This window comes from Serratia oryzae (genome assembly GCF_001976145.1).
GTDB classification, from domain to species: Bacteria; Pseudomonadota; Gammaproteobacteria; order Enterobacterales; family Enterobacteriaceae; genus Chania; species Chania oryzae.
The window spans coordinates 91,556-115,529 of sequence record NZ_MOXD01000006.1 but is presented as its reverse complement, the minus strand read 5'-3'; the positions used below and the strand labels follow the sequence as shown (position 1 = coordinate 115,529).

Below are 23,974 nucleotides of genomic sequence, written 5' to 3'. Positions count from 1 at the left end.
AATCAATCAACTAGCTTAGAAATGAGTGGGAAAACCATGGGTTTAACCCAGAAAAATAGTGAGCTACCAGACAAAAATGAATTAAAGTTGCGTCATTTTTGAGCGTTAAATCACAATAATTTTACATACCCATTACAAGTTAGATGCGTGGCCATAAAAGAGCCATATCGTAGCTGGGGGCTGCCAGGATTCGCTGGCCCGATGCTGGGCAGCGCTGTGGCGCATAATTTGAAATCTGCGATAATACCCTTTTGCCCTGCCAGATTGAGAAGCCAATGCAGTATCCGATTAACGAAATGTTTCAAACCTTGCAAGGTGAAGGCTATTTTACCGGTGTTCCGGCTATTTTTATCCGCCTGCAGGGCTGCCCTGTGGGGTGTAGCTGGTGTGATACCAAACACACCTGGGAAAAGGATACCGATCGGGAAGTGGATATGCAGCGGATCCTGGTGAAAACCGCCGAGAGCGATGCTTGGGGCAGCGCCAGCGCCGAACAGCTGCTTGAGGTGATCCAGCAGCAAGGTTACACCGCCCGCCATATTGTGATTACCGGTGGTGAACCCTGCATCTACGATCTGATCCCGCTGACCACGTTGTTTGAAAACAGTGGCTATGGCTGCCAGATCGAAACCAGCGGTACCCATGAGATCCTCTGTTCGCCTACCACCTGGGTGACGGTTTCACCAAAAGTGAAGATGCGTGGGGGGTTGACCGTCTTGCCACAGGCGCTGATGCGTGCTGATGAGATCAAACATCCGGTCGGGCGCGAGCGTGATATTGATGCATTGGATGAGTTACTGGCAACGCTGCAGGATGAAAAACGCCGTATTATCGCGTTGCAGCCGATCAGCCAGAAAGAAGAGGCGACGCGTTTGTGTATTGCCACCTGCATCGCTCGCAACTGGCGGCTTTCGATGCAGACGCATAAGTATTTGAATATTGCCTGAGATTTGCCAATGTGAGGAAAGAGGGTGAGGGAACGAAAGCCCCTCACTCTGTGCTTTCATCTTTCAGCCTTTATACACACAGCCTGCGGTACAGGTTTCTTTCACCATCACCGCCGTCAATTCCGGCAGCTGCGGTTTGAGTTGCTGCCAGATCCAGGCGGCCAGGACTTCGCTGGTGGGATTTTCCAATCCGGGAATATCGTTCAGATAATGGTGGTCCAGGCGTTGCCAAATTGGCTCAAACGCCGCCTTCAGTTCGGCAAAATCCATTACCCAACCGGTGTGTGCATCCACTTCACCCGTGACTTCCAAGCGCACCATAAATGAATGCCCATGCAGGCGGCCACACTTATGGCCTTCAGGGACATGCGGCAAACGATGGGCAGCTTCAAATAGAAAATCTTTAAACAGCGTGGTTGCCATTATTTTGGCCTCATTGATTCTAAAAACGCCGCACAGTGTAGCGAAAAGCGGCTTTGCTTACCATTTATACCCTTCTTCCCACCTTGCTCTTTCAAACCGCTGTGGCTCAGCCATCGGTGGGGTTAACACTTTTTTTGTTTGGTCGGCGCAGTGCTTATCGGATGAGGTCGTTAACCCTAAATCCGCTTCATGCAAAAAAGAGTAAAAAAAGTGTTTTACTTTCATGGCGATAAAAAAACTCTCTTAGTGCTTTAAGCGTTATCACTTACCAGAAAAACAGCTTAGTCATTTTGGTTATTATTTATTGCTATCCCTTATTTAATCGTTGCAATGACGCTCGGTAACCTTACAAACTCTCCTGATCTACAAATAACGACAATACAGCGACTGACACTGGCTAAGCATAGGATATCCGTACTGCGATGACGACTCAGGTTCCCCCAACATCTTTGCTCCCGCTGACACCCGAACAGTTGGCACGCCTTCAGGCCGCGATTGGTGAATATTCCCCCACGCAACTGGCGTGGCTGTCCGGCTATTTCTGGGGAATGGTTAATCAGCAACCGGGAGCTGTCGCCAGCACCGCGGATGTACCTGCTGCCGCGGCGGCGGCCAGCATTACCCTGATCTCTGCCTCACAGACTGGCAATGCGCGCCGGTTGGCGGAACAGCTGCGTGACGATCTGCTGGCGGCTAAACTGAGCGTCACCTTGGTGAATGCGGGTGACTACAAGTTCAAACAAATCGCTCAGGAACGCCTGCTGGTGCTCATCGCCTCGACGCAAGGGGAAGGCGAACCGGCGGAAGAAGCCGTGGCTCTGCATAAATTCCTGCATTCCAAAAAAGCGCCAAAACTCACCGACACCGCCTTTGCCGTATTCGGTTTGGGCGACACCTCTTACGAGAACTTCTGCCAATCCGGTAAAGACTTTGATGCCAAGCTGGCCGAGCTGGGCGCTGAGCGGCTGGTTGAACGCATTGATGCCGATGTGGAATACCAAGAGCTGGCAAGCGCCTGGCGCAAGCAGGTGGTGGAGGTGCTGAAGGGGCGAGCGCCAGCAGAAGGTAGTGCGCCAAGCCTATTAGCGAGCGGTGCTGCCGATCTGCACAGCAGCAGTCTTTACAGCAAAGAGCAGCCGCTGACCGCGCAACTGGCGGTGAAGCAAAAGATTACCGGCCGTGGCTCAGATAAAGATGTGCGCCATATCGAGATCGACTTAGGGGATTCCGGTTTGCGTTATCAACCGGGGGACGCGTTGGGTGTCTGGTTTGATAACGATCCGCTGTTGGTGGACGAATTGGTGCAGTTGCTGTGGCTGAAGGGGGACGAACCGGTTGCGGTAGAAGGTAACACCCTGCCGCTGCGCGATGCGTTGCGCACCCACTTTGAACTGACGCAGAACACCACACTCATTGTGGAAAAATACGCTGCGCTGTCACGTGATGAAAAACTGATTGGCCTGCTGGCCGATAAATCCAAGCTGCAACACTACGCGCACAATACGCCGATTGTTGACATGGTGCGCCAGGCTCCGGCGGATTTGCACGCTGAGCAATTGATTGGTCTGTTGCGCCCGTTAACGCCACGTTTGTATTCGATCGCCTCTTCTCAGGCAGAGAATGAAAACGAAGTGCATATCACCGTGGGGGTGGTGCGTTACGACATCGATGGCCGTGCCCGTGCCGGTGGCGCTTCCAGCTTCCTGGCGGATCGTCTGGAAGAAGAGGGCGAACTGCGGGTGTTTATCGAACATAACGACAACTTCCGTCTGCCAGCCAACCCTGAAACGCCGGTGATCATGATCGGCCCCGGCACCGGTATTGCGCCGTTCCGCGCCTTTATGCAGCAGCGTGAGGCCGATGGCGCAACGGGGAAAAACTGGCTGTTCTTCGGCAACCCGCATTTTACCGAAGATTTTCTGTATCAGGTTGAATGGCAACGCTATGTGAAAGACGGCTTACTGACCCGTATCGATCTGGCCTGGTCGCGCGATCAGCAGCATAAAGTCTACGTGCAGGACAAACTGCGCGAACAGGGTGCAGAAGTCTGGCGCTGGATCCAGCAAGGTGCCCATATTTATGTCTGTGGCGATGCTAACCGCATGGCGAAAGACGTTGAAAACACATTATTAGCACTGGTGGCCGAGCACGGTGGTATGGATACCGAGCAGGCAGATGAATTTTTAAGTGAGCTGCGCCTTGAGCGCCGTTATCAGCGAGATGTTTACTGATGAGTGATAAACACCCAGGGCCTCTGGTGGTTGAAGGCAAATTGGCCGATGCCGAGCGCTTGAAGAAAGAGAGCAACTTCCTGCGCGGTACCATTGCGGAGGACTTAAAAGACGGCCTGACCGGCGGCTTTAACGGCGACAACTTCCTGCTGATCCGTTTCCACGGTATGTACCAACAGGACGATCGTGATATTCGCGCAGAGCGTGCCGAGCAAAAACTGGAACCCCGCCACGCCATGATGCTGCGCTGCCGCCTGCCAGGTGGGATTATCACCCCGCAGCAGTGGTTGGGCATCGATAAATTTGCGCAGGAAAGCACCCTGTACGGTAGCATCCGTATTACTAACCGCCAGACGTTCCAGTTCCACGGCATCCTGAAAGGCAATGTGAAACCGGCCCACCAGTTGTTGAACCGTCTGGGGTTGGACGCATTGGCTACCGCCAATGACGTTAACCGTAACGTGCTGTGTACCTCGAATCCGGTAGAGTCTGAGCTGCATCTGCAAGCCTACGAGTGGGCGAAGAAAATCTCTGAGCACCTGTTACCGCGCACCCGAGCTTACGCCGAAGTGTGGTTGGATCAGGAAAAGATCGCGACCACCGATGAAGAGCCGATCCTCGGGGCCACCTATCTGCCGCGTAAGTTTAAAACTACGGTGGTGATCCCGCCGCAAAACGATGTCGATCTGCACGCCAATGACATGAACTTTGTGGCGATCGCTAAAAACGGCAAGTTGGTGGGCTTTAACCTGCTAGTGGGGGGGGGGTTGTCGATCGAACACGGTAATAAGAAAACCTATGCGCGCAAGGCGAGTGAATTCGGTTATATCCCGTTGGAGCACACGTTGGCGGTGGCTGAAGCGGTGGTTACGACCCAGCGTGATTGGGGCAACCGTACCGATCGCAAGAATGCCAAAACCAAATACACGCTGGAGCGTGTCGGTGTTGACACCTTCCGCGCCGAAGTGGAAAAACGCGCCGGTATCACCTTTGAACCGGTACGCCCGTATGAATTTACCGGCCGCGGCGATCGTATCGGTTGGGTAAAAGGCATTGATAACCAGTGGCACTTAACGCTGTTTATTGAGAACGGCCGCCTGCTGGATTACCCAGGGCGCCCGCTGAAAACCGGCATGGCCGAGATCGCCAAGATCCACAAAGGGGATTTCCGCCTGACGGCCAACCAGAACCTGATCGTGGCTGGCGTGCCAGAGAGTGAGAAGGCGAAGATCGAAGCGTTGGCGCGCAAGCATGGCTTGATCGACGATGCGGTCAGTGAGCAACGCAAAAACTCAATGGCCTGCGTCTCTTATCCCACCTGCCCGCTGGCGATGGCCGAAGCCGAACGTTTCCTGCCGGAGTTTGTTACCAAAGTCGAAGGCATTATGCAGCAGCATGGCGTTGGCGATGAGCATATTGTGTTGCGTATCACCGGTTGCCCGAACGGCTGTGGCCGTGCGTTGCTGGCAGAGATTGGCCTGGTGGGCAAAGCGATTGGCCGTTACAACCTGCACCTTGGCGGTAACCGTGAGGGGACGCGCATTCCACGTATGTACCGTGAGAACATTAACGAAGCCGACATCCTGCAGGAGATCGACCAGTTGGTCGGCCGTTGGGCGCAAGAACGCAATGCGGGCGAGGGGTTTGGTGATTTCACGATCCGCGCCGGGATTGTCCGGCCGGTGGTGGACTCAGCTCGGGACTTCTGGGATTAAAAAACGCGACATTCGAGTCGGGTGTCTATATTCCTCCTCACCGAAAGTAAGAGGGAACGGTTTGAGCTCGCTGGTTCAATAGGAATCAGGAACTCATCAAGTGCATAGCCTTACTCCCTCTCCTTTGGGGAGAGGGATGGGGTGAGGGGATTAATGAGCAGTATCAGGAGGCAAGCAACATGGCTGAACTCGATCTGGTAGCGCTAAATGCTTTGCCAAAATCAGGGCAGGCGCTGGCACTGGCGGTAGTCAATGGTCAGTTGGAACACCTTTCGGCGCAGGAACGAGTCGCCTGGGCGCTGGAGCATTTGCCGGGTGAATTTGTGCTTTCTTCCAGCTTTGGTATTCAGGCGGCTGTCTGCTTGCATCTGGTCACCCGCATCAAGCCGGATATCCCAGTGATCCTGACCGATACCGGTTACCTGTTCCCAGAGACCTATCAGTTTATCGATCAACTGGCCGACAAACTGCAGCTCAATCTGCACGTGTTCCGTGCCGAGCAGTCACCGGCCTGGCAGGAAGCACGTTACGGTAAACTGTGGGAGCAGGGCGTTGAGGGGATTGAGAAATACAATCAGATCAACAAGGTTGAACCAATGAATCGCGCGCTGGAAACGCTGGGCGCGCAGACCTGGTTCGCCGGTTTACGCCGCGAACAGTCCGGCAGCCGTGCCAACCTGCCGGTGCTGGCGGTGCAACGCGGGGTGTTCAAGATTTTGCCGATCATCGACTGGGATAATCGCCAGATTTACCAGTATCTGACCGAGCACGGGCTGAGTTATCACCCGCTGTGGGAAAAAGGGTATCTATCGGTGGGGGATACGCACACCACCCGTAAATGGGAAGAGGGCATGAAGGAGGAGGAAACCCGCTTCTTCGGCCTGAAGCGCGAGTGTGGCTTGCACGAGGGGTAAGATGGCTGACAATGAGGGGGAGAACCCCTCATTGTGTTTACCAGAGAGTCGAAGACCAGAAAACCCGGCCAATAATATGGATGCGCTGTTCAAACTCCTGACGATTCAGAGACTCATCGGGATATTCAGCACTATTAAAGCTCTTGATGATCACCCCACCGTCAGGCTTGGCCACCAACTGCTTGACGCGGATTAAATCCCCATCCCGGATCGCATAATAATCACCATCATTGATTGGAAACTGATTCGCGGTATCAATCCCGACCACATCGCCGCTGCGCAACAGCGGTGCCATGCTATTGCCAATGACTCTGACAACCCGGGCATCACGGGCATTCACCCCCAAGCGGCGTAGGGTATAGCGCCGAAACGGCAGGCGATAGATTTCCCTTTCTTCTTCGGGCATGGCACCGCTGCCCGCTGACGCCTCAACGTCTAGCACCGGGATATCGATGAACTCTTTGTGATCCTGCTCCATCGACTCCCACTCTTCGACGCGTAAGCGGCTCTCTTTGATTTCATCGAGCTCGGGTAAGGCCGTTGCGGCGTTTGCCTCGCCAAACAACAGCCACTGCGAGGTGACCGAAAGTGCTTCAGCCAGCTTCTCCAGATTGCGTGGCGATCGGGTTTGCCCAGTCTCGATTTTATTGATGGACTGCTGACTGACCCCCACCTTTTCTGCCAGGGCTTTTTGGCTCAAGCCGAGCTGCTCGCGCCGTTTCGCTAGGCGTTCACCTAAAGTTTGCATAATTCGTCTCCTGTTCCCCAGATTATAAATGAAAAAAGTACAATAACAACCTGTGGGGGTTGGCACAACTTGGTTATATTGATTCAACAACTATAAGTATGTAACATACAACAACGATAGTTAGCCTGTATTGGAGAATAAATGAACAATGTAAAGGACAGCCTCGAGACGTGGGGCAACTGGGCTCGTTGTCATCTGGGAACCGAATATTCAACGGTAAATATCACTTTTCAGGAAGCGTTGCCGATGAGCAATTCCAACCGAACTCGCATTGATGACAAAGAGGGTATGCTGATCGATGCAGCCGTTGCGGGGCTGAAACGCTTTGATTTATTGGCTTATAAATTGATTATCGCTCACTATGTTTATCGTGTCAGCCAGAACCGTTTGGCAAAAGAGATCGGTAAAGCTCAGAGCTATGTTGCCAACCTGCTGCGTATCGCCGAGGCCTTCATTGCCGGGCAGATCTTCTCTTATACCGAGACTGCAGTTAGCGCTTGAAGAGGCTTTCCCCATGCTTTCCCGAGATACCGCCGCAAGGCGGTATTTTTTTACCCACAACAAATATAACAACAAAAAAGTGTTGAATTAATCAGATTAGCTGGTATAGTAACAACTATAAGGTCAAAGAGTTGTATCTTGAACTCAGCCACCTGAAGCCCTTCTCCTCTGCGTGAAGGGCTTTTTTGTTTGTACTTCAGAAAAGATCTTCACGATTTTACCGTGACGGTTACTGGTTCTCGTTGATTTTCAACCGGGAAGGGCAACCTCGAATAAACATATTTTATTAAATACTATCAATCACATAGGGCGAGAGAATGGTAACAGATACCTCACTCAATAGTCAGCCTACGAATACCATGGCAACTCAGCTGGGTAACGGTGGTGTAACGTTGCTACCAGGCATTCGTGTGCCAGCATTTTCCGGCAGTGAAAGTCCCTTTCCTGACAAGATCAGCGCTGAGCGGTCATTAATTGACTCAGCTTACCGTTCATCATGGCTGGTCGGTGCGGCAGTGGACACCGTAGCAGAAGATATGACCCGTAACGGGATCACGATAACCTCTACTCTAGAACCGGATGCAAAGCAGCGTCTGCAAGGTGTCTGGGAGTGTTTAGCTCTGTGGAATAGCCTGAATAACGTCATCAAGCAAAGCCGATTGTACGGCGGTGCGCTTGGCGTCATCTTGCTTGATGGCGACGATATGTCAACGCCTCTGCGGGTAGAGACCGTGAAAACGGGCGCATTCCGTGGCATTGCCCCCTTGAATCGCTGGCAAGTTTCGCCATCGCTGAGTGACAGGGAAAGTGCGCTGGGGCCTGATTTAGGGCAACCGCGTTTTTACCAGGTGACGGATACCTCAACGGGCATTCCTCCGTGGAAAATCCATTACAGCCGGGCTATCCGTTTTGATGCTAGCCCGCTGACCCAGGATGAGAACGGCTGGGGAGTTAGTGTAATAGAGCGCATTTATGACCGGATACTGGCGTTTGATAGCGCCTCCACTGCTACCGTACAACTGATGAGTAAGGCGCATCTGCGTACCTATAGCGTGGCCGACCTGCGTAAGATTCTGGCGATGGGGGGGCCAGCGAGAGAAGCATTGTTGGCCCAGATGGTGGCTATTCAACAAGGGCAGTCGATTGATGGCCTGACGCTGATGGATGCCAGCGACAAGTTCGAAACCCATGCCTATCACCTTAATGGTTTACCTGAGGTTCTGGCGCAGTTTGCGCAACAGCTTTCAGGGGCGCTTAACATCCCCTTGGTTCGGTTGTTTGGCCAATCTCCGGCTGGTTTTACGACGGGTGATGTTGATTTGGCAAATTACTACGATGGCATCATGGCTCAGCAGGCCCGGCAACTGCGCCGCCCGGTTTATACCCTGATGTCGATCCTGCATCGCTCCGTATTGGGCAAAGCCTTGCCGGAAGATTTTGCATTCAGCTTCAATCCGTTATGGCAGATGTCAGAACTTGATCGCAGCAAGGTCGCTATGCAGACCGTTGAAGCGATCGGCAACGCCGTGAGCAGCGGCGTGATGACACCTTATGCTGGTGCGGAGCAGTTGCGTGACTCATCACGGGTAACGGGTATTGGTTCTACCATTCGCTCAGAGGATTTAGCCCGCTTGCGCCAGGGCTGAAACAGCCCTTTCCCAAGGATTTATCACCATGAAATATTTTTTTAATGTACGGCGCGATAACACCCGTTATCGCCTAGCCGAGGGGTTCCTATTGTGTTTTGGCAAGCCACTGGTATGCCGAACGGTGGCTCCGGCAACACCACAAACGGGATGGGGCCGAAAGCCGCCGGTGTCGGAAGCCATTAAAGGGGGACATTAATTATGCCACCACAACCGAGAAATCGGACGCTGCCCTCTGAAGCGCAGTTCCGTAGTGATTTTCCACAATTTAGCGATGTGACTCGTTATCCCTCGGCGCAGATTGCCCTCCATCTGGCATTGGCCGATCAACTACTGGATGAAGCACGTTATGACCCGCTCTACCCCTACGTGGTCGAGTTGTTCGTTGCCCACTATCTCACCCTGTTTGCGGCCGATATGCGAACCAGTGCCTTGGGGGGCGGCAGCGGTGATAACAGTGGCGTATTAGCGGCAAAGTCGGTGGATAAAGTCAGTATTCGTTACGACAACGGCGCGACGCTCAATCCTCAGGCGAGCTGGTGGAATCATAGCCGCTATGGCGCCGAGTTTTACGACCTGCTGTTGCTGTTTGGCGCAGGAGGGCAGCAGTTATGAGCGCTAATACGATGAAAAATAGCGTGAACTTTGCCGCGCTTCAACCCAGGAAAAGGTCATCAGGGGGTTGTCATGCCGCTGCTTGATGTGACCGAAATTCTGCTGGATGCCGATTTTGCCGATTCGACGCTGGTGGTCACAAGCAATCTGTTGCTGACAGACGATGATGGTGTCACCAGCGTTGTCCGGCAATCCAGGCCGTTTATCGGGGTGGTCACGGTGAACCATTCGCTGATGACCCAGCGTACGCCGCCGAGCCAGACGATTAGCGGCTCGATACAGATCATCACGTTGGAGAGATTAACCCAGGGGCAAAGTGGACGTGACGCCGATATTGTCACTTATCAAGGACGTGATTACCGAGTGACCTTTGTCGATCCCTACCTTACTTATGGTGCCGGATTCGTACTGGCCCATTGTGAACTGATGCCGTTTGACGGCGGGGTACCGGATGAACAACAACTCTGACAGTAATAGCCTTAGCCACCTTGAAAACGGCAACCTTAACAACGCTGAAGTCACTTACCTAAGACCTATTTCGTCATCGCAACAGGATGACATCGAACTGGAACGCATCCTTTCCCGCTGGGTACGGGGTGTCTCTGGGCTACCGCCGAAGTACGTTTTATTGGAGTGGACTGCCGAACAACCCCACCAGCCGTTGGCCTCGGAAGATTGGTGTTCCTTAGGAATACTGAAATTTCAGGCTAACGATAATCCGGCATTCACTCATCAGACGGACGACAGCGTGCAGCTCTGGCGCAATGAACTGATTGAAATCGTGGTCAGTTTTTACGGCCCTCATGGACAGCTGCTCGCTACCCAGTTCCGAGATGGTGTCGCCATAGCGCAAAACCGGGAAGCACTGAATCAGGCTGGCCTCGCATTCTCTGCGTCGGGAGCCATAGTTTCAGCCCATGAACTTAAAAATAATCAGTGGGTTAGACGTTACGATCAACGCTTGACGCTCCAGCGGAAAGTGGTCAGAGAGTACGCGATCCACTCTATCCTCGAAGCACCAACACACTTTTTTGGAGAGTAACTTATGTCACAGGGATTACCTGTTTCTAATATTATCAACGTGTCTGTGAATATGGCAGTCCGCGCGGCACAGGCTCGTAACTTTGGTTCTTTGCTGATTGTTGGCAATTCGCCAGTCATTGATGTTAACGAACGCTTACGGGCCTACAGTGACATCAGCGGTGTCGTGGCAGATTTCGGCCTCAACTCACCGGAATATCAAGCCGCAAACCTTTACTATCAGCAATCTCCGCGCCCGGTGGATCTGCTGATCGGGCGCTGGGCGAAAACCGATGCTTCCGCACTCTTGCGTGGTGGCGTTCTGACGCCAGCGCAACAGCAACTGAGCCGGTTTACTGTGGTGAAAGATGCCTCAATGAAAATCACCGTTGATGGCACCGTGAAAACCGTGGGCCCACTGGACTTCTCCGCCGACACCAGCTTGAACGGTATTGCTGCCAAAGTGGCTACTGCTATTGGTACGGCCACTGTGGTGTGGGATGGCAGCCGTTTTATCATCAGCTCAAAAACCACAGGTACGACGTCTGCCGTCACTTATGGTTCGGTGAATACCGGTACCGATCTCTCTGTTTTGATGGGGTTGGTACAAAGCGTCGGTGCGTTAATGGTGCCGCGCAGAGCGGCAGAGAAGATTGATGAGTGTGTCGCTGCACTGGCCAGCCAATCTACCGCCTGGTACGGCCTGATGATTGCGGATACTTCACTGAGTGATGCAGATGTCACCAAGGTTGCTGCGCTGATTGAATCTGATGCTGTTGCACGTGTTTTTGGCCACACCACGCAAAATACCAGCATCCTCAATGCAGGCAGCAGCACGGATATTGCCAGCACCCTGAAAGCCGCAAACTATTCACGCACTTTGGTGCAGTATTCGAGCGCCAATCCCTATGCAGTGGCTTCGCTGTTTGGTCGCGCCTTTACGGTCAATTTCAGTGGTAACAACACCACTATCACCCTGAAGTTCAAACAGCAACCGGGCATTACCGCTGAAACGCTGTCGCAAAACGATGCCAATACGCTGCAAGGAAAAAATGCCAACGTCTTTGTCAATTACAACAACGACACGGCGATCATCCAGGAAGGGGTGATGTGTAATGGCGACTTTATCGATGAGCGTCATGGTCTGGACTGGTTGCAAAACTATGTGCAGAACAATCTCTACAACCTGCTGTTCACCTCTACCAGCAAAATTCCACAAACCGATGGCGGTGTGACACGGCTGTTGACCAACGTCGAGCAGTCACTGGCGAAAGGTGTCGATAACGGGCTAATTGCTCCAGGGGTATGGAATGGCGGGCCGCTGGGTATTCTGCAATCGGGTGAGACGCTGACCAAAGGCTATTACACCTATGCCTCACCGATTGCCGAACAATCTCAGGCAGAACGTGAAAAACGCCGTGCACCGATCATTCAGTGTGCCATCAAACTGGCGGGCGCAGTTCATTACGCCGATGTCATCATCAACGTAAATCGTTAATTTAAGGAAAAAACTATGGCTACTTATTCATTTGCAGACGTTAGCGCCACCTTGGCAGGCCCGACTGGGGTGATTGATTTGGGTTATGGCGCCTCTAACGCCGACGAGGGGATCGTGGTCTCCATGAGCGGGCCGCAAAACACCATGACTCTGGGGGCAGATGGGGAAGTGATGCACAGCCTGCACGCCGCCAAGTCCGGCACCGTTACCGTTACGCTGCTGAAAACCTCACCGGTGAACAAAAAGCTCTCTTCTGTCTATGGTGCACAGGGCATGTCTTCAACTCTGTGGGGGAATAACATCATCACCATTCGTAATACCGCCTCTGGGGATACCATTGTGGCGCGTAACTGTGCGTTCCAAAAACGCCCTGACCATGTGAATGCCAAAGAAGGCGGCAATGTGAGCTGGGTGTTTGACTGCGGCAAGATCGACCAGATGCTTGGAGAGTTCTAACTATGGAATTTGAGTTAAAAGGGCAGGAATATCGGGCAGTAAAGCTCGATGTTTTCGACCAGTTTCGTGTTTCTCGTAAATTACTCCCCGCGGTGGCGGGGGTTTTTGAGGAACTGAAAAGTGGTGAAATTACGCTTGTGGCGTTGTTGCCGCAGGTGGCGGAAGCCGTTGCCGCCATGAGCGACGCCGACTGTGATGCGATCCTGCATCCTTGCCTCTCAGTGGTCTCGCGCAAGAACGGCAAAATCTGGACCGCAGTTTTCCAGGATGGCGTGATGATGTTTGACGATATCGACATGCTGGGCATGCTGGAACTGGTCGGTAACGTTCTCCGAGATTCCCTTGGCGATTTTTTTCCCGTACCCCTCGCCAGCGAGATAGCCGACCTGCCAGCGGTTTAACGCTGGATACCCTGCCGGGGGGGGAAGAGTACCTGCTGCGCCCGGTCGACGCAGGTCTTATCCCGTATACTGCACTGCGCGATCGTTCTATTGGCCTGGCTGATGTGGCATTGATGAATGATTTTCTCGACCTGCAGTTTGATAACGCTGAAAGGGTAGAGAAATGGCGCCGACAGAGTTAATTAAGTCATTAGGGGATCGCCAAACCCTCTTAATTTTATGGAGGTAATAATGAGCAAGGAAATAAACATCCCAAAAGATAGGGCTGATTTAATTAAAGCCGGTAATGCACTTTTTGGGAGTATTGAAAAAAAACAAGAAATTAATGGATTAAATGCCGAGCAATCACGTGCTCTAGCGATAGCTGTTAGCGCACGCGAAAGCTCTAATGACAAAAAAATTATCAATCCATATGGGTATTTAGGGCTATTCCAATTTGGTGCGGAGGCTCTTGCTAATGTTGGTTTGATAAAAAAAGCTAACATTAAGCATTTGCTCGAAAAATATCCTAAAGGAAAAGGCTTATACTCCAGAAGAAATGGAGAGCCGTCACCTCACGAAAAATTCCTTAGGGATGATAATAATTGGATATTGCCTGGAGGGTTAAAATCTTATTTGTCGGATGTAGATATTCAATACAAAGCTTTTATTGATAATACAAACTCTAATATTAAGATGGGGATGAGGGTTAACAAAACCTATAAAAAAAATAGTAATGGTAAAAAAGTTGTAGATAAAATATTCTCTCCAGCTTTAAACGAGAGTAGCTCTGCAGCTAAAATAGCTGGGTTTGCTATGTCTGCACATATGAAACCATTGGGGGCGATAAAGTATTATGCTTTGGGTGTTGATGATAGAGATGGTAATAAAACCCTAATAAGTTCTTATGCTAAGTTAGGTGAGGAGGCTGTAACTATGCTAGCTCCTAATCTTGAAGGGTACCAATATAAAAATGTCTTGTCATCTGATGGTAATGATGAAAGTAATGCAACATACTCTCTGTCATCAAAGTTAGAAAATGAGGGTAAAGAACATAGCAGTATTAGCCAACCTTTGCCACTAACACAGGAGATTAAAGATAAATATAAAAATACGCTCTATAAATATGGGGCTAATGGCAATCAGGCTAATGGTAACACCCTTTATGATTGCTCACATTTAACTCATGCAATAGGGAAAGAGCTTGGGCACAATGTTCCCTATCAAAGTACCGCAGAGTTAGCAAAGTCGAAATACTATGACATCATAGATCCTAAAGATGTCAAACCTGGCGATCTGGCTCTGTGGCGCGGTAAGGATAATCATGTTGGGGTTGTTGAAACGCCAATAGGTAGTGATGGAACAGGCACTTACTTCAGTACCCGTGGTAATGATAAGAAGCCGGGTCGGTCGGGTACGGTAAAATTTGGTCCTAAATCTGGTTACTGGAAAAAACCTACTTCATATTTACGTATTAAGCCTGAATATGTAAATCAAGCCCCTATAAAAAATACAGTCGTCGCTCAAAAAAAATCATCTCCCCCTAAAGTGGCTCCTGCACCCGTGGTGGAAAAAAATAGCGCAGACATAGCGAAAGAAAAGAAATTGCCACGCGGCTACGATTTACTGGGCGGCATGGTGTCGGCATTAAGGCAGTTAACTGTTCCTAACTTGCAACACGCCACTCAGGCACTGCTCGGGCGTCAGCCTGAAGATTATCGCTCGGCAAAAGGGGGTTGTTGTTGTGCATCGGGGCCAACTTCACCAGTGATTAACCAGAACACCTCAATTACATTAAATTCCGCGTGTAAGGATCCTCAAGAGCTAGGAAAAATAGTGACCAGCGCTCAGGATAGGGTGAATAGAGATATGGTGCGCAAAATAACACCGAGGACATCATAATGGATCTGCTATCAGTGCTGTTTAATCAGCAAAAACGGCGTATTGGAATCATTGTGCCCAACATTGTGATCAGCGAGAAGCACAACGATAGCACGGTAATCACCGAACATCCGGTGGGGGTTGGGGCGGCGATTAACGATCACGCCTATAATCGCCCTGCCGATCTGGTGATGGAACTGGGGTTTGCCGGTGCAGGTTCATTGGTGGATTTTTTTGATACCTCGCAGTATGAAATTGCAGGATATGAACTTTCCATTGGTACCAGTCCGAGAGAGATCTATCAGCAGTTACTGAAGTTACAAAACACATTTGAACATTTTACTGTTATTACCGGTAAGCGAGAGTATGAAAATATGCTGATCCGCTCATTGGATGTGACAACGGATGCAGCCACTGAAAATGTGTTGATGATCACCATCACTATGCAGCAAATCAATATCACTAATACTCAAACTATTACCGCGACCCCGGTTGAAGATATGGCTCAAGGGCAGAATACCGCCGGTATTTCCAATACTGGGTTAAAAAACCCGCTGACGGTAAATCCGAATAATATGTTGAAATCCTTTGTCGATACCGTCACTGGCTCGATAAGAACGGGAGTGTCTGAACTTAAAGGAGTATTGGGGTTATGATAGAGATTGCACTGACTGCAGATAATCAGCGCTTCAGAATCACATTGAGGGGTATTGAATATCAAATGACCTTACTCTGGCGTGATATGGCTGGCTGGATTCTCGATGTTGCAAGCAGTACTGGAGCCGATATTGTCAATGGTATACCTCTGGTGACCGGTACTAACCTTTTACAACCCTATCGACACCTGGGTTTGAATGGCGCGCTGGTGGTAGCCTCCGACGTTGATATTTATGCGGTTCCTACCAAAGAGAATCTGGGTAGCGGTGGGCATCTTTATTTTATTGCCAACTGACTTAAACGGAGTAACTTTATCTGTAGGTGAAAAATGAGCAAAAACTGGATAAGGAAATGCTCTCTGGTGATAGTTGATGAAAAGGGGAATGGGCTGGATTTATCTCCCTTTAAATTCACTTTTTCAATCAATTGGCAAGACACAAAATATCCTAAAGTCGCGGTGTTTAAAATTTATAACCTCTCATCGGATGTGGCGAATAAAATAACGCGCGGAGAGTTTGCACAAATACAATTATCGGCAGGCTATCAGGATAATGTCAGTTTAATATTCAGTGGGGAGATAAGTTTTTCCATCGATGGTAGGGATAATGCGACGGATACCTTTGTCACTATCCAGGCATCGGAGAACGACAAAGCCTTTTGCTATGCCACAGTAAATACCACGTTGGCAGCGGGGTACAGTAAAACAGATGTTTTTCAAGCCTTGTTGAACTCTGTAAGGGCGTTTGGCGTGACCGTAGGCCTTATTCCTGAACTGGATGATATAAAAATGCCCCGTGGCAAACCGATTTATGGTATGCACCGGGATGAGATGGACCGCTTGGCGTCGCAAACCAAGGCTACCTGGCAGTACGTAAACAATACTATCCAGATACGGCCTGACAATTCTCATAGTACCAACATTATTATTCTTAACAATAAGACCGGATTAGTTGGGATGCCCCAGCAGACGATTGATGGTGGGATTAATCTGCAGTGTTTAATTAACCCCAGTATTGTTATTAATAGCTTGATTAGGCTCGATAATAGCAGTGTCTATAAATCGACTTCATCCACAGAGGTTATGAGTGCGGATTCAGCCAGAGTAGCCAAAAAGCAGAGCAAGGCAATGTCTTCCGTCTTGTCAAAAGATGGCGATTATAAGGTGATTAATATCTCTTACCATGGCGATACTCGCGGCAATGAGTGGTATATGGATCTGGTTTGTGTCGCAAAAGGCAAAGCAGGTGCTATCGCCTTAAATAAGGTGAGAAGTAATGATAACTAATAAAGAACGGGCCAGTTCGACGGAGAATATTCTCGATACTCTACGGGAATCTCTTCACTCAGAACTGCGTGTGGCGATGCCGGGTATTATCGAATCTTTTAATGCCGATGCTGTGACCTGCGAAGTGCGCCCTGCCATTCGTGGCAGGGTTGAAAATCCCGACGGTACAGTCACCCAGACTGAATTACCTCTGCTGGTCGATGTGCCAGTGATCTTCCCGCGTGGCGGTGGCGTCAGCCTGACATTTCCAGTGAAAGCAGGCGATGAATGCCTGGTGGTGTTTGCCGACCGCTGTATTGATTTCTGGTGGCAAAGTGGGGATGTACAGGATGCGGTAGATGGGCGTATGCACCATCTGGCAGATGCCTTTGCCATTCTTGGGCCACAATCGCAGCCCCACAGAATCAGTAACATCAGCACCTCATCGGCACAACTGCGCAGTGACGATGGGGCCGCGATGATCGAACTGATCCCCGGCAGCCATGCGGTTAATGTCATCACGTCAGGAAAACTGACGGCAAATGCCAACGGTGGAACGGAGATCACCTCTCCTACCATCGTGTTTAATGGCAATGTCACCATCAATGGCAATCTGTCGCAGGGCATGGGGAGCAGTGGTGGCAGCGCTACCATTAACGGGCCGGTGACGGTAAAAAACGATGTTACCGCAGCCGGTATCAGCCTGAAAAATCACAAGCATGGCGGTGTGCAGACCGGCAGTGGCAGCACAGGAGGAGCACAATAATGCGTTACCGCAGAGAAGATAGCTCTGGCGATTACATTTTTGGCGCGGGAGATAACACCTTTATGGTTAATACCCCAGAGGCGGTGGCTCAGGCAGTGAAAACCCGTTTTGAGCTGTGGCAAGGGGAGTGGTTTTTGGATACGGCCGCAGGTACGCCCTATAAAGCCAATATTCTGGGAAAACACAGGTCGCTGGTTTATCAGATGGCCGTTCGCGAACGTATTCTTGGCACCCGGGGAGTGAATGAAATCACCGATTTTCAGGTGCAATCTAACCCTCAGACCCGCCGTGTGACCTTTACATCCTCAATCAACACCTTGTACGGCACAACTACCATTAATAGCGAGGCATAATGCTCAATCTCGATACACTAGGGTTATCGGCTAGCGTCGATGCCCACGGGATCAGTGCGCCCGATTATCAGACCATCCTTAGCTCGCTGACGGCTTTTTTCCGCCAGATTTATGGCGAAGATGCCTACCTGGAACCAGACAGCAAAGATGGGCAGTGGATCGCCGTGATAGCGCTGGCAATTCATGACGCCAATAATATGGCGATTGCGGTATTCAACTCTTTCAGCCCAGCAACGGCCCAGGGCCGCGCCTTGGAAAATAATGTCAAAATCAATGGCATTACTAAAAATGCTGCCAGCCAATCCACGGCTGACGTGGTGATCACCGGGCAAGTCGGCACGCAAATCACCAACGGTGTGGTGCGCGACACCACCGGCATCAGTTGGAGCCTGCCCAGTAGCGTAGTGATTGGTGCGTCAGGGCAGGTAACCGTGACCGCGACCTGCCAGGCTATCGGTGCGGTGATTGCATTGCCGGGCGATCTTAGCGTCATTGGTTCTCCAACCCGTGGCTGGCAAGCGGTCACTAACCCACAAGCGGCGTCGCCGGGGCAACCTGTAGAGTCGGATGCAGAATTGCGCATTCGCCAAGCGCGTTCTGTTTCGCTGCCATCGCGCACTGTGCTGGAGGGGATTATCGGTGCCATCGCCACTTTGCCTAATGTGGAGCGCTACCGGGGCTATGAAAATGATACCAGTACCACCGACAGCAACGGTATCCCCAGCCACTCGATTGCGATTGTGGTGGACGGCGGCGATGACCGGCAGATAGCCAAGACGATTGCCACCAAAAAAACGCCAGGCACCGGCACCTATGGCACCACCGTTGTTCCGGTGACCGATCAGTACGGCATTACGCGTTCGGTTTCTTTCTTTCGCAAAACCAGCGTGCCGATCTATGTGCGCGTCACCTTGAAGCCGTTGGTGGGGTATACCACTAACATTGCTGAGCAGATGAAATCTGCTATTGCGGATTACATTAACGGCGTGGCGATCGGCGATCCGGTATTGCTGCACCGCCTGTTTGTCCCTGCCAACCTTAATGGCGAAGGGCGTGTGTATGACTTGAGCGATCTGCAAATCGGTAAATCTTCCAGTGCATTGGCGGCGGCTAATATCAACGTCACTTTTAATCAGGCAGTCACCTGTTCGGCCGCGAACGTCACGGTGGTGACAATATGAATCGTTATCAAGCGCTTATCACGGCCTACCATGCCGGTAAACCGAAATATCTCGACACCATCGGCCTGAGCAGTGCGCCGTTTGCGGCTTTGCAGTCAACCCTGGACGATTTTATCAATAAGTTCGATCTCGATCGTGCGGTAAGCAGCCAGCTCGACGCACTGGGGTTGTGGATCGGTATCGGCCGCGTGGTGAGAAGCACCATTAACGGCATCTATTTTTCCTTTGATACAGAAGGGTTAGGTTACAACCAGGGGAGCTGGCAAGGCGTGTTCGATGATATGGGATTTACCGCGCTGGATGATGAGGCTTACCGCACTATCCTGCGTGCCAAAATCCTGGCGAACAACTGGGACGGGACGATGGCGACCCTCAGTAACATCTACCAGGGGGTTTTCCCCGATGACCAAACTCAGATCTTTGCCGTCGATAATCTTGATATGACCATGAGCGTCTATTTGACCGGTTCGCCATTACCTGCCGTGGTGCAATCGATCATTGCCTTTGGCTATCTGGATGTGAAACCCGGCGGCGTGCGTATTGCAGATTACACCATGGTATCGGAACCGGGGCCGTTATTCGGTTTTGATGCTGACAACAAATACCTGTCCGGCTTTGACAAAGGCATGTGGGGCCTGGACCTAAAGGAAATCACTAATGGCTAAAAATGAGTTTTTACCCTTCGGCATTGGGGCTGGGGCTAACGTCCTCACCCCGGCAGATTGGTCGGCACTGCCTGCGCGCGGCAAGGGTTTTGCCTCAGGTGCGGCAAAGTCGAAAGAATTGAATACCGTCTGGAGGCAATCCAGCGTTATCAGCAGCGTGGTGGCGCAGTGTATTGCCGATAGTAGTGGCAAGGATGTGCTGGATAATGGCGATACTTCGACGTTACTTGCAGCGTTAAAAAACCTGCTAACCCCAACGGGCGTCCCGCTCCCTTGGCCGACAGCGACCCCGCCCACAGGCTGGTTAAAATGTAATGGCGCAACATTCAGTAAAACGCTCTATCCCAACTTGGCATTAGCATATCCCAGCGGCGTATTACCCGATTTACGCGGCGAGTTTATTCGCGGGTGGGATGATGGTAGAGGGGTGGATACGGGGCGAACTCTCATTAGCCCCCAAACAGACAAGATGCGTAAACACAATCACGCGCTGTTGTTTGGCAACGGAACGGGTAACAAGGTACCAGCAGTGCATGAGATGTACAGGGCTTCTTCCTCACAGACATATTTCGCCTATTACGGTGAGAGCGGAGTATATATTACAGAGGAGGGCGGTAATGAAACTGCACCGCGTAATATCGCGTTTAACTATATTGTGAGAGCCGCATAATGAATCAGGCTATTTTAGATAATAATTATACTGCCGTTACATCAGGATTAGTCACTGTATTTAATTACGATGGTACAACAGGAGAGTATCTGAATTATAGTGAGGAGTTTTTATCTGAAGGTGTAGGATTACCCGCTAATGCCTGTACTGATGCACCACCAAAAACGAAGTCAGGATATATCGCTCGCCGCATCGATGATATGTGGGAAGTTATTGAAGATCATCGCGGTAAAAAGTTGTATAACACCGAAAATGGTCAACCTGTAACGATTAACGAGCTGGGAGCGTTGCCACTTAATACCACTGCTTTGGCACCCACTACTCCATTTGATCAATGGGATGGCAAAGAATGGGGTACCGATCAAGCAGCACAGCACGCTGCCGACATTGTTACTGCAACCCATCAACGTGCAGAGTTGAACGCGGCAGCTAATGCGGTAATTACTCCCCTGACTGATGCCGTAGATTTAGGTATGGCAACCGAGGCGGAGGCTGAATTACTCAGCCATTGGCGACGCTATCGCGTTCAATTAAGTCGTATAGACCTGGATGCAGCGCCCGATATTAATTGGCCTGAATTACCTGCGTAAAAAAGGATGTTACCTATGGCTAAGAATGAGTTTCTACCCTTTGGGGTAAATAATGGTGCGAATGTATTAAGCTCAGACGAATGGTTGGCGCTAAGTGCTAGAAGTTCGGGGTTTAATACCGGAGTGGCAAAATCCAAAGAGATTAATACCGCTTTGCGGCAATCCAGCGTCATTACTAATGCAGTAGCACAGTTTATTGCTGATAATAGTGAGCAAGATGTACTGGATAATGGTGATGCGAAGACTTTACAAATAAATTTAGTGAATGCCCTCACTCAATTTATTAACAAAGGTTATCTTCCATTGACTGGCGGAATACTGACGGGGGGGTTAGAGGTTAAATCAAATACCACTGCAACAAAATACACCATCAAAGATGCCAACGGTAAAGTGCAGGGTACGGTTTCAACACCAACAGATGGATATGTTAGAGTGACTTCTAATGTCACAGGAAAGTATTTTGAAATTGATAGAAATGGTAATTTAAACACTGCGACTGGCACAGAGGTTCTGGAGCAAGGGCAGAGGGTCTATAGCCCAAATAACCCTCCTGATAGTCGTTATATAAGTATCAACGGTGGCAGAGTATTAGGAAGTATTGATACTAGTGCAGGACTCTATGAGCAAGGTCAGAGAGTTTATAGCCCCAACAACCCTCCTGATAGTCGTTATTTAAGCATACATGGCGGCAGAGTATTAGGGAATATTGATACTGGTGCTGGGCTCTATGAGCAGGGGCAGCGGGTTTATAGCCCAAACAATCCCCCCACTCAGCGAGCGGTCAGTGGAGATGCATGGTGGTATAAAGATCTCAGCAGCGGGATGATTTTTCAAGGTGGTTTTGCCTCAGGTACTAATAACTCTAATGGTAGTACTGATTGGGTGGGGTTACATATCGCCATGCCAAATAGAATATTGTCCGTATCATTTACCCTACGTAATTTTGCTCAGGGTTATGAAACGACCTGGAATACACAAACGAGCAATTTAATGGCAAGCAATACAAGTTTCGCTTGGTATCATGGTGCAAGGGAACGTGAGGCTTATTGGATGGCTGTGGGGTATTAATTATGTATAAATTTAGTCAAAAAACAGGGGCTTTTTATCCTGTGTCAATGCTTGGCGATTATCTCTCGGCGGGTTCGCTGCCTGATGATTTAGTTGATGTTAGCGAAGAAATTTACCATCAATATATCCAGACGCCACCCGCAGGGAAAATACGCGGTGCAGATTATCAGGGGCTGCCTACTTGGATTGAGATTCCTCAATCACTGGAAACACCAGAGTCGGCAGAAAATAAAAGATCTTACCTGTTATCACAGGCACAAAATACCATCAGTGTATGGCAGACAGAATTACAACTGGGTGTTATCAGCGAACAGGATAAAGAATCTCTCACGGTTTGGGTGCTTTATATTCAGCAACTACGTGCGGTGGATACGTCTACACCCAATATTACCTGGCCCGATATCCCAGCCTAAGGGGGGAATATGATCACACTATCAGGTATCTACCGTAGTCCTGAGGGGATTCCGATCTCCAGTGCCAATCTGGTTATTACTTCCCGCCATAACACCCGCCAGACGTTTTTACAGATTGCCGCCAGTGTCACTACCGGGCCCGGGGGAGAATATAAACTCGAACTCTACCCCGGCGAATATGCGGTCACGGTAGTGTATAAAAACGGGCAGCGGGCGGTATTAGGAATGTTCACGCTGCTTGATAGCAGCCCGCCGGCGACCCTCAATGATTATCTGGTGGAGAGTGCCCCGGAACTGACTGGGCCGATTGTGTTGGCAGAGATACGGGCTGCCGCACAGCAGGCACAAAAGTCAGAAGATAACTCGAAAATCTCTGAGCTGGCCGCCGCGCAATCTGCTCAGGACGCGACACACAGTGCCAGTCTAGCTGCAAATTCTGAATTATCTGCTGGTAAGAGTCGTGATGATGCAGCTAAGAGCGCCAGCGCTGCTGGGGTATCGGCTACTGCGGCGTTGAAATCAGAAATCAGTGCGCGAGATTCCGCTCAGCGTGCGACTGACACGGTGGCCAACAATGCGGCGATGATTACGCAGGTATCACAGCAGGTGGATGCCGTTTCTGCTGCGGCAGTGGTGACTGCAGCAAAGCTGAGTGCTGTTCAGTGCCAACAGCGCGGGATTAACGGTGAACTGTCTGCGCAACTTGCTGCAGAAACCGCTATGCGTGTGGGAGCTGATAGCGCGTTATCGCAGCGTGTTGACGATGCCTTGGCGTTCTTGGCAACGGAAAGCAGTTCGCGGCTTGCTGCTGATGAGGTTTTACATCTCAATATCAGCCAGTTAACTGCTACGACAGATGGCGATAAAAAGGTCGTGTTGTCACAGCTCGATCAACTGACACAACAGGTTGATGCGGTTTCTGCTGCCGTGGTAGTGACCAATAGCAAGTTAAATGCCACTCAGAATCAGCAACGAACCCTAAATAGTACGTTTGATGGCCAGTTAGAATTGCTTGATAACCAAAATGGGGTGTTAGCAAACGCTATTGATGGTGAAGCGAAAAACCGTGCTGTTGCGGATGCCGTATTAACACAATCGATATCAGCCTTGAGGGGGGATGTGAATGCGGCAGATGTAGCACTTAGCAACAGTATTACGGTGATATCTCAAGCATTGGCCAGTGCTAATACGGCGCAAGCCGCGTTAACCACTAATATCGACGATCGCGTGGAACGTGCTGCCACCACGGCCATTGAAGCACGCATTGCCAATGCCAATGTATTGAGCACATTACGTCAATTAGCCTCTTCTCTCTCTACCATCAATGCTCGGTTAACGGCATTTGAATCTAGCAATTAAAATAAAAGGAAAT

The 23,974-nt window shown here is 50.5% G+C and carries 28 protein-coding genes; 26 read left to right on the top strand and 2 right to left on the bottom strand.

Annotated features, from left to right (window positions below; translation table 11 throughout):
* The first annotated feature begins 275 nt into the window (after positions 1-275).
* A complete protein-coding gene (gene queE, locus BMI79_RS12615; RefSeq protein WP_076942488.1) occupies positions 276-947 on the top strand; it encodes a 7-carboxy-7-deazaguanine synthase QueE in 672 nt (223 codons plus the stop codon).
* Positions 948-1,010: 63 nt separating this feature from the next.
* Here queE and queD read toward each other — a convergent pair whose 3' ends face one another.
* Positions 1,011-1,370, bottom strand: a complete 360-nt coding sequence (gene queD, locus BMI79_RS12610; RefSeq protein WP_076942487.1) for a 6-carboxytetrahydropterin synthase QueD — start codon at positions 1,368-1,370, stop codon at positions 1,011-1,013.
* 422 nt (positions 1,371-1,792) lie between these two features.
* Between queD and cysJ the strand changes: the two genes are divergently transcribed.
* The 3 genes from cysJ (at position 1,793) to cysH (ending at position 6,230) form a co-directional block, all read left to right on the top strand.
* Entirely contained in the window at positions 1,793-3,601 is a 1,809-nt protein-coding gene (gene cysJ / locus BMI79_RS12605) for an NADPH-dependent assimilatory sulfite reductase flavoprotein subunit (protein WP_076942486.1), read from the top strand.
* On the top strand, positions 3,601-5,316 hold the full coding sequence (cysI, locus tag BMI79_RS12600; RefSeq protein ID WP_076942485.1) for an assimilatory sulfite reductase (NADPH) hemoprotein subunit: 1,716 nt from the start codon (positions 3,601-3,603) through the stop codon (positions 5,314-5,316). The genes cysJ and cysI overlap by 1 nt, the downstream gene beginning before the upstream one ends.
* Positions 5,317-5,495: 179 nt before the next feature.
* Complete coding sequence (gene cysH, locus BMI79_RS12595; protein ID WP_076942484.1) at positions 5,496-6,230, top strand: phosphoadenosine phosphosulfate reductase; 735 nt, start codon at positions 5,496-5,498, stop codon at positions 6,228-6,230.
* 37 nt (positions 6,231-6,267) lie between these two features.
* Here the strand turns inward: cysH and BMI79_RS12590 are convergent, their stop codons facing one another.
* On the bottom strand, positions 6,268-6,978 hold the full coding sequence (locus BMI79_RS12590; protein ID WP_076942483.1) for an XRE family transcriptional regulator: 711 nt from the start codon (positions 6,976-6,978) through the stop codon (positions 6,268-6,270).
* A 141-nt stretch (positions 6,979-7,119) separates the two neighbouring features.
* On the opposite strand from BMI79_RS12590, the gene BMI79_RS12585 reads away from it, so the two are divergent.
* The 22 genes from BMI79_RS12585 (at position 7,120) to BMI79_RS12480 (ending at position 23,961) form a co-directional block, all read left to right on the top strand.
* Positions 7,120-7,479 (top strand): antiterminator Q family protein, encoded by a 360-nt coding sequence (locus BMI79_RS12585; RefSeq protein WP_076942482.1) that lies wholly within the window; start codon positions 7,120-7,122, stop codon positions 7,477-7,479.
* A gap of 359 nt (positions 7,480-7,838) precedes the next feature.
* The gene (locus BMI79_RS12580) at positions 7,839-9,125 is read left to right on the top strand and encodes a DUF1073 domain-containing protein (protein ID WP_076942481.1); all 1,287 of its coding nucleotides are present in this window, start codon (positions 7,839-7,841) and stop codon (positions 9,123-9,125) included.
* Positions 9,126-9,326: 201 nt separating this feature from the next.
* Positions 9,327-9,740 carry a DUF4054 domain-containing protein gene (locus tag BMI79_RS12575; protein ID WP_076942480.1) on the top strand — a complete coding sequence of 138 codons (414 nt, stop codon included), beginning with the start codon at positions 9,327-9,329 and terminating at the stop codon, positions 9,738-9,740.
* A 72-nt stretch (positions 9,741-9,812) separates the two neighbouring features.
* Complete coding sequence (locus BMI79_RS12570; protein ID WP_076942479.1) at positions 9,813-10,208, top strand: head-tail adaptor; 396 nt, start codon at positions 9,813-9,815, stop codon at positions 10,206-10,208.
* A complete protein-coding gene (locus BMI79_RS12565; RefSeq protein ID WP_076942478.1) occupies positions 10,192-10,782 on the top strand; it encodes a phage neck terminator protein in 591 nt (196 codons plus the stop codon). Before BMI79_RS12570 ends, BMI79_RS12565 begins: the two co-directional genes overlap by 17 nt.
* Positions 10,783-10,785: 3 nt before the next feature.
* Positions 10,786-12,258: a DUF3383 domain-containing protein gene (locus BMI79_RS12560; protein WP_076942477.1), complete on the top strand. Its 1,473-nt coding sequence runs from the start codon at positions 10,786-10,788 to the stop codon at positions 12,256-12,258.
* 15 nt (positions 12,259-12,273) lie between these two features.
* Positions 12,274-12,714, top strand: coding sequence for a DUF3277 family protein (locus tag BMI79_RS12555; RefSeq protein ID WP_076942476.1), 441 nt, complete (start codon positions 12,274-12,276; stop codon positions 12,712-12,714).
* Positions 12,715-12,716: 2 nt separating this feature from the next.
* Positions 12,717-13,115 carry a phage tail assembly chaperone gene (locus BMI79_RS12550; protein ID WP_076942475.1) on the top strand — a complete coding sequence of 133 codons (399 nt, stop codon included), beginning with the start codon at positions 12,717-12,719 and terminating at the stop codon, positions 13,113-13,115.
* 35 nt (positions 13,116-13,150) lie between these two features.
* The gene (locus BMI79_RS24255) at positions 13,151-13,297 is read left to right on the top strand and encodes a DUF6889 family protein (protein WP_076942678.1); all 147 of its coding nucleotides are present in this window, start codon (positions 13,151-13,153) and stop codon (positions 13,295-13,297) included.
* 49 nt (positions 13,298-13,346) lie between these two features.
* Positions 13,347-14,996, top strand: coding sequence for an NlpC/P60 family protein (locus tag BMI79_RS12540; protein ID WP_076942474.1), 1,650 nt, complete (start codon positions 13,347-13,349; stop codon positions 14,994-14,996).
* Positions 14,996-15,631 carry a phage baseplate protein gene (locus BMI79_RS12535; protein WP_083704436.1) on the top strand — a complete coding sequence of 212 codons (636 nt, stop codon included), beginning with the start codon at positions 14,996-14,998 and terminating at the stop codon, positions 15,629-15,631. Before BMI79_RS12540 ends, BMI79_RS12535 begins: the two co-directional genes overlap by 1 nt.
* Positions 15,628-15,927 carry a phage baseplate plug family protein gene (locus BMI79_RS12530; RefSeq protein WP_095996130.1) on the top strand — a complete coding sequence of 100 codons (300 nt, stop codon included), beginning with the start codon at positions 15,628-15,630 and terminating at the stop codon, positions 15,925-15,927. The genes BMI79_RS12535 and BMI79_RS12530 overlap by 4 nt, the downstream gene beginning before the upstream one ends.
* 33 nt (positions 15,928-15,960) lie before the next feature.
* Positions 15,961-16,917 carry a phage protein gene (locus BMI79_RS12525; RefSeq protein ID WP_076942471.1) on the top strand — a complete coding sequence of 319 codons (957 nt, stop codon included), beginning with the start codon at positions 15,961-15,963 and terminating at the stop codon, positions 16,915-16,917.
* A complete protein-coding gene (locus BMI79_RS12520) occupies positions 16,907-17,662 on the top strand; it encodes a Gp138 family membrane-puncturing spike protein (RefSeq protein ID WP_076942470.1) in 756 nt (251 codons plus the stop codon). Before BMI79_RS12525 ends, BMI79_RS12520 begins: the two co-directional genes overlap by 11 nt.
* On the top strand, positions 17,662-18,015 hold the full coding sequence (locus BMI79_RS12515; protein ID WP_076942469.1) for a contractile injection system sheath initiator: 354 nt from the start codon (positions 17,662-17,664) through the stop codon (positions 18,013-18,015). Before BMI79_RS12520 ends, BMI79_RS12515 begins: the two co-directional genes overlap by 1 nt.
* On the top strand, positions 18,012-19,196 hold the full coding sequence (locus BMI79_RS12510; protein WP_076942468.1) for a baseplate J/gp47 family protein: 1,185 nt from the start codon (positions 18,012-18,014) through the stop codon (positions 19,194-19,196). Before BMI79_RS12515 ends, BMI79_RS12510 begins: the two co-directional genes overlap by 4 nt.
* Complete coding sequence (locus BMI79_RS12505) at positions 19,193-19,861, top strand: DUF2612 domain-containing protein (protein ID WP_076942467.1); 669 nt, start codon at positions 19,193-19,195, stop codon at positions 19,859-19,861. Before BMI79_RS12510 ends, BMI79_RS12505 begins: the two co-directional genes overlap by 4 nt.
* Positions 19,854-20,531 carry a tail fiber protein gene (locus BMI79_RS12500; RefSeq protein WP_076942466.1) on the top strand — a complete coding sequence of 226 codons (678 nt, stop codon included), beginning with the start codon at positions 19,854-19,856 and terminating at the stop codon, positions 20,529-20,531. Before BMI79_RS12505 ends, BMI79_RS12500 begins: the two co-directional genes overlap by 8 nt.
* Entirely contained in the window at positions 20,531-21,121 is a 591-nt protein-coding gene (locus BMI79_RS12495; RefSeq protein WP_076942465.1) for a tail fiber assembly protein, read from the top strand. The genes BMI79_RS12500 and BMI79_RS12495 overlap by 1 nt, the downstream gene beginning before the upstream one ends.
* 15 nt (positions 21,122-21,136) lie before the next feature.
* The gene (locus BMI79_RS12490; RefSeq protein ID WP_076942464.1) at positions 21,137-22,189 is read left to right on the top strand and encodes a gp53-like domain-containing protein; all 1,053 of its coding nucleotides are present in this window, start codon (positions 21,137-21,139) and stop codon (positions 22,187-22,189) included.
* A gap of 2 nt (positions 22,190-22,191) precedes the next feature.
* Complete coding sequence (locus BMI79_RS12485) at positions 22,192-22,602, top strand: tail fiber assembly protein (RefSeq protein WP_076942463.1); 411 nt, start codon at positions 22,192-22,194, stop codon at positions 22,600-22,602.
* A gap of 9 nt (positions 22,603-22,611) precedes the next feature.
* Positions 22,612-23,961, top strand: coding sequence for a prophage tail fiber N-terminal domain-containing protein (locus BMI79_RS12480; protein ID WP_076942462.1), 1,350 nt, complete (start codon positions 22,612-22,614; stop codon positions 23,959-23,961).
* The last annotated feature ends 13 nt before the right edge of the window (positions 23,962-23,974 follow it).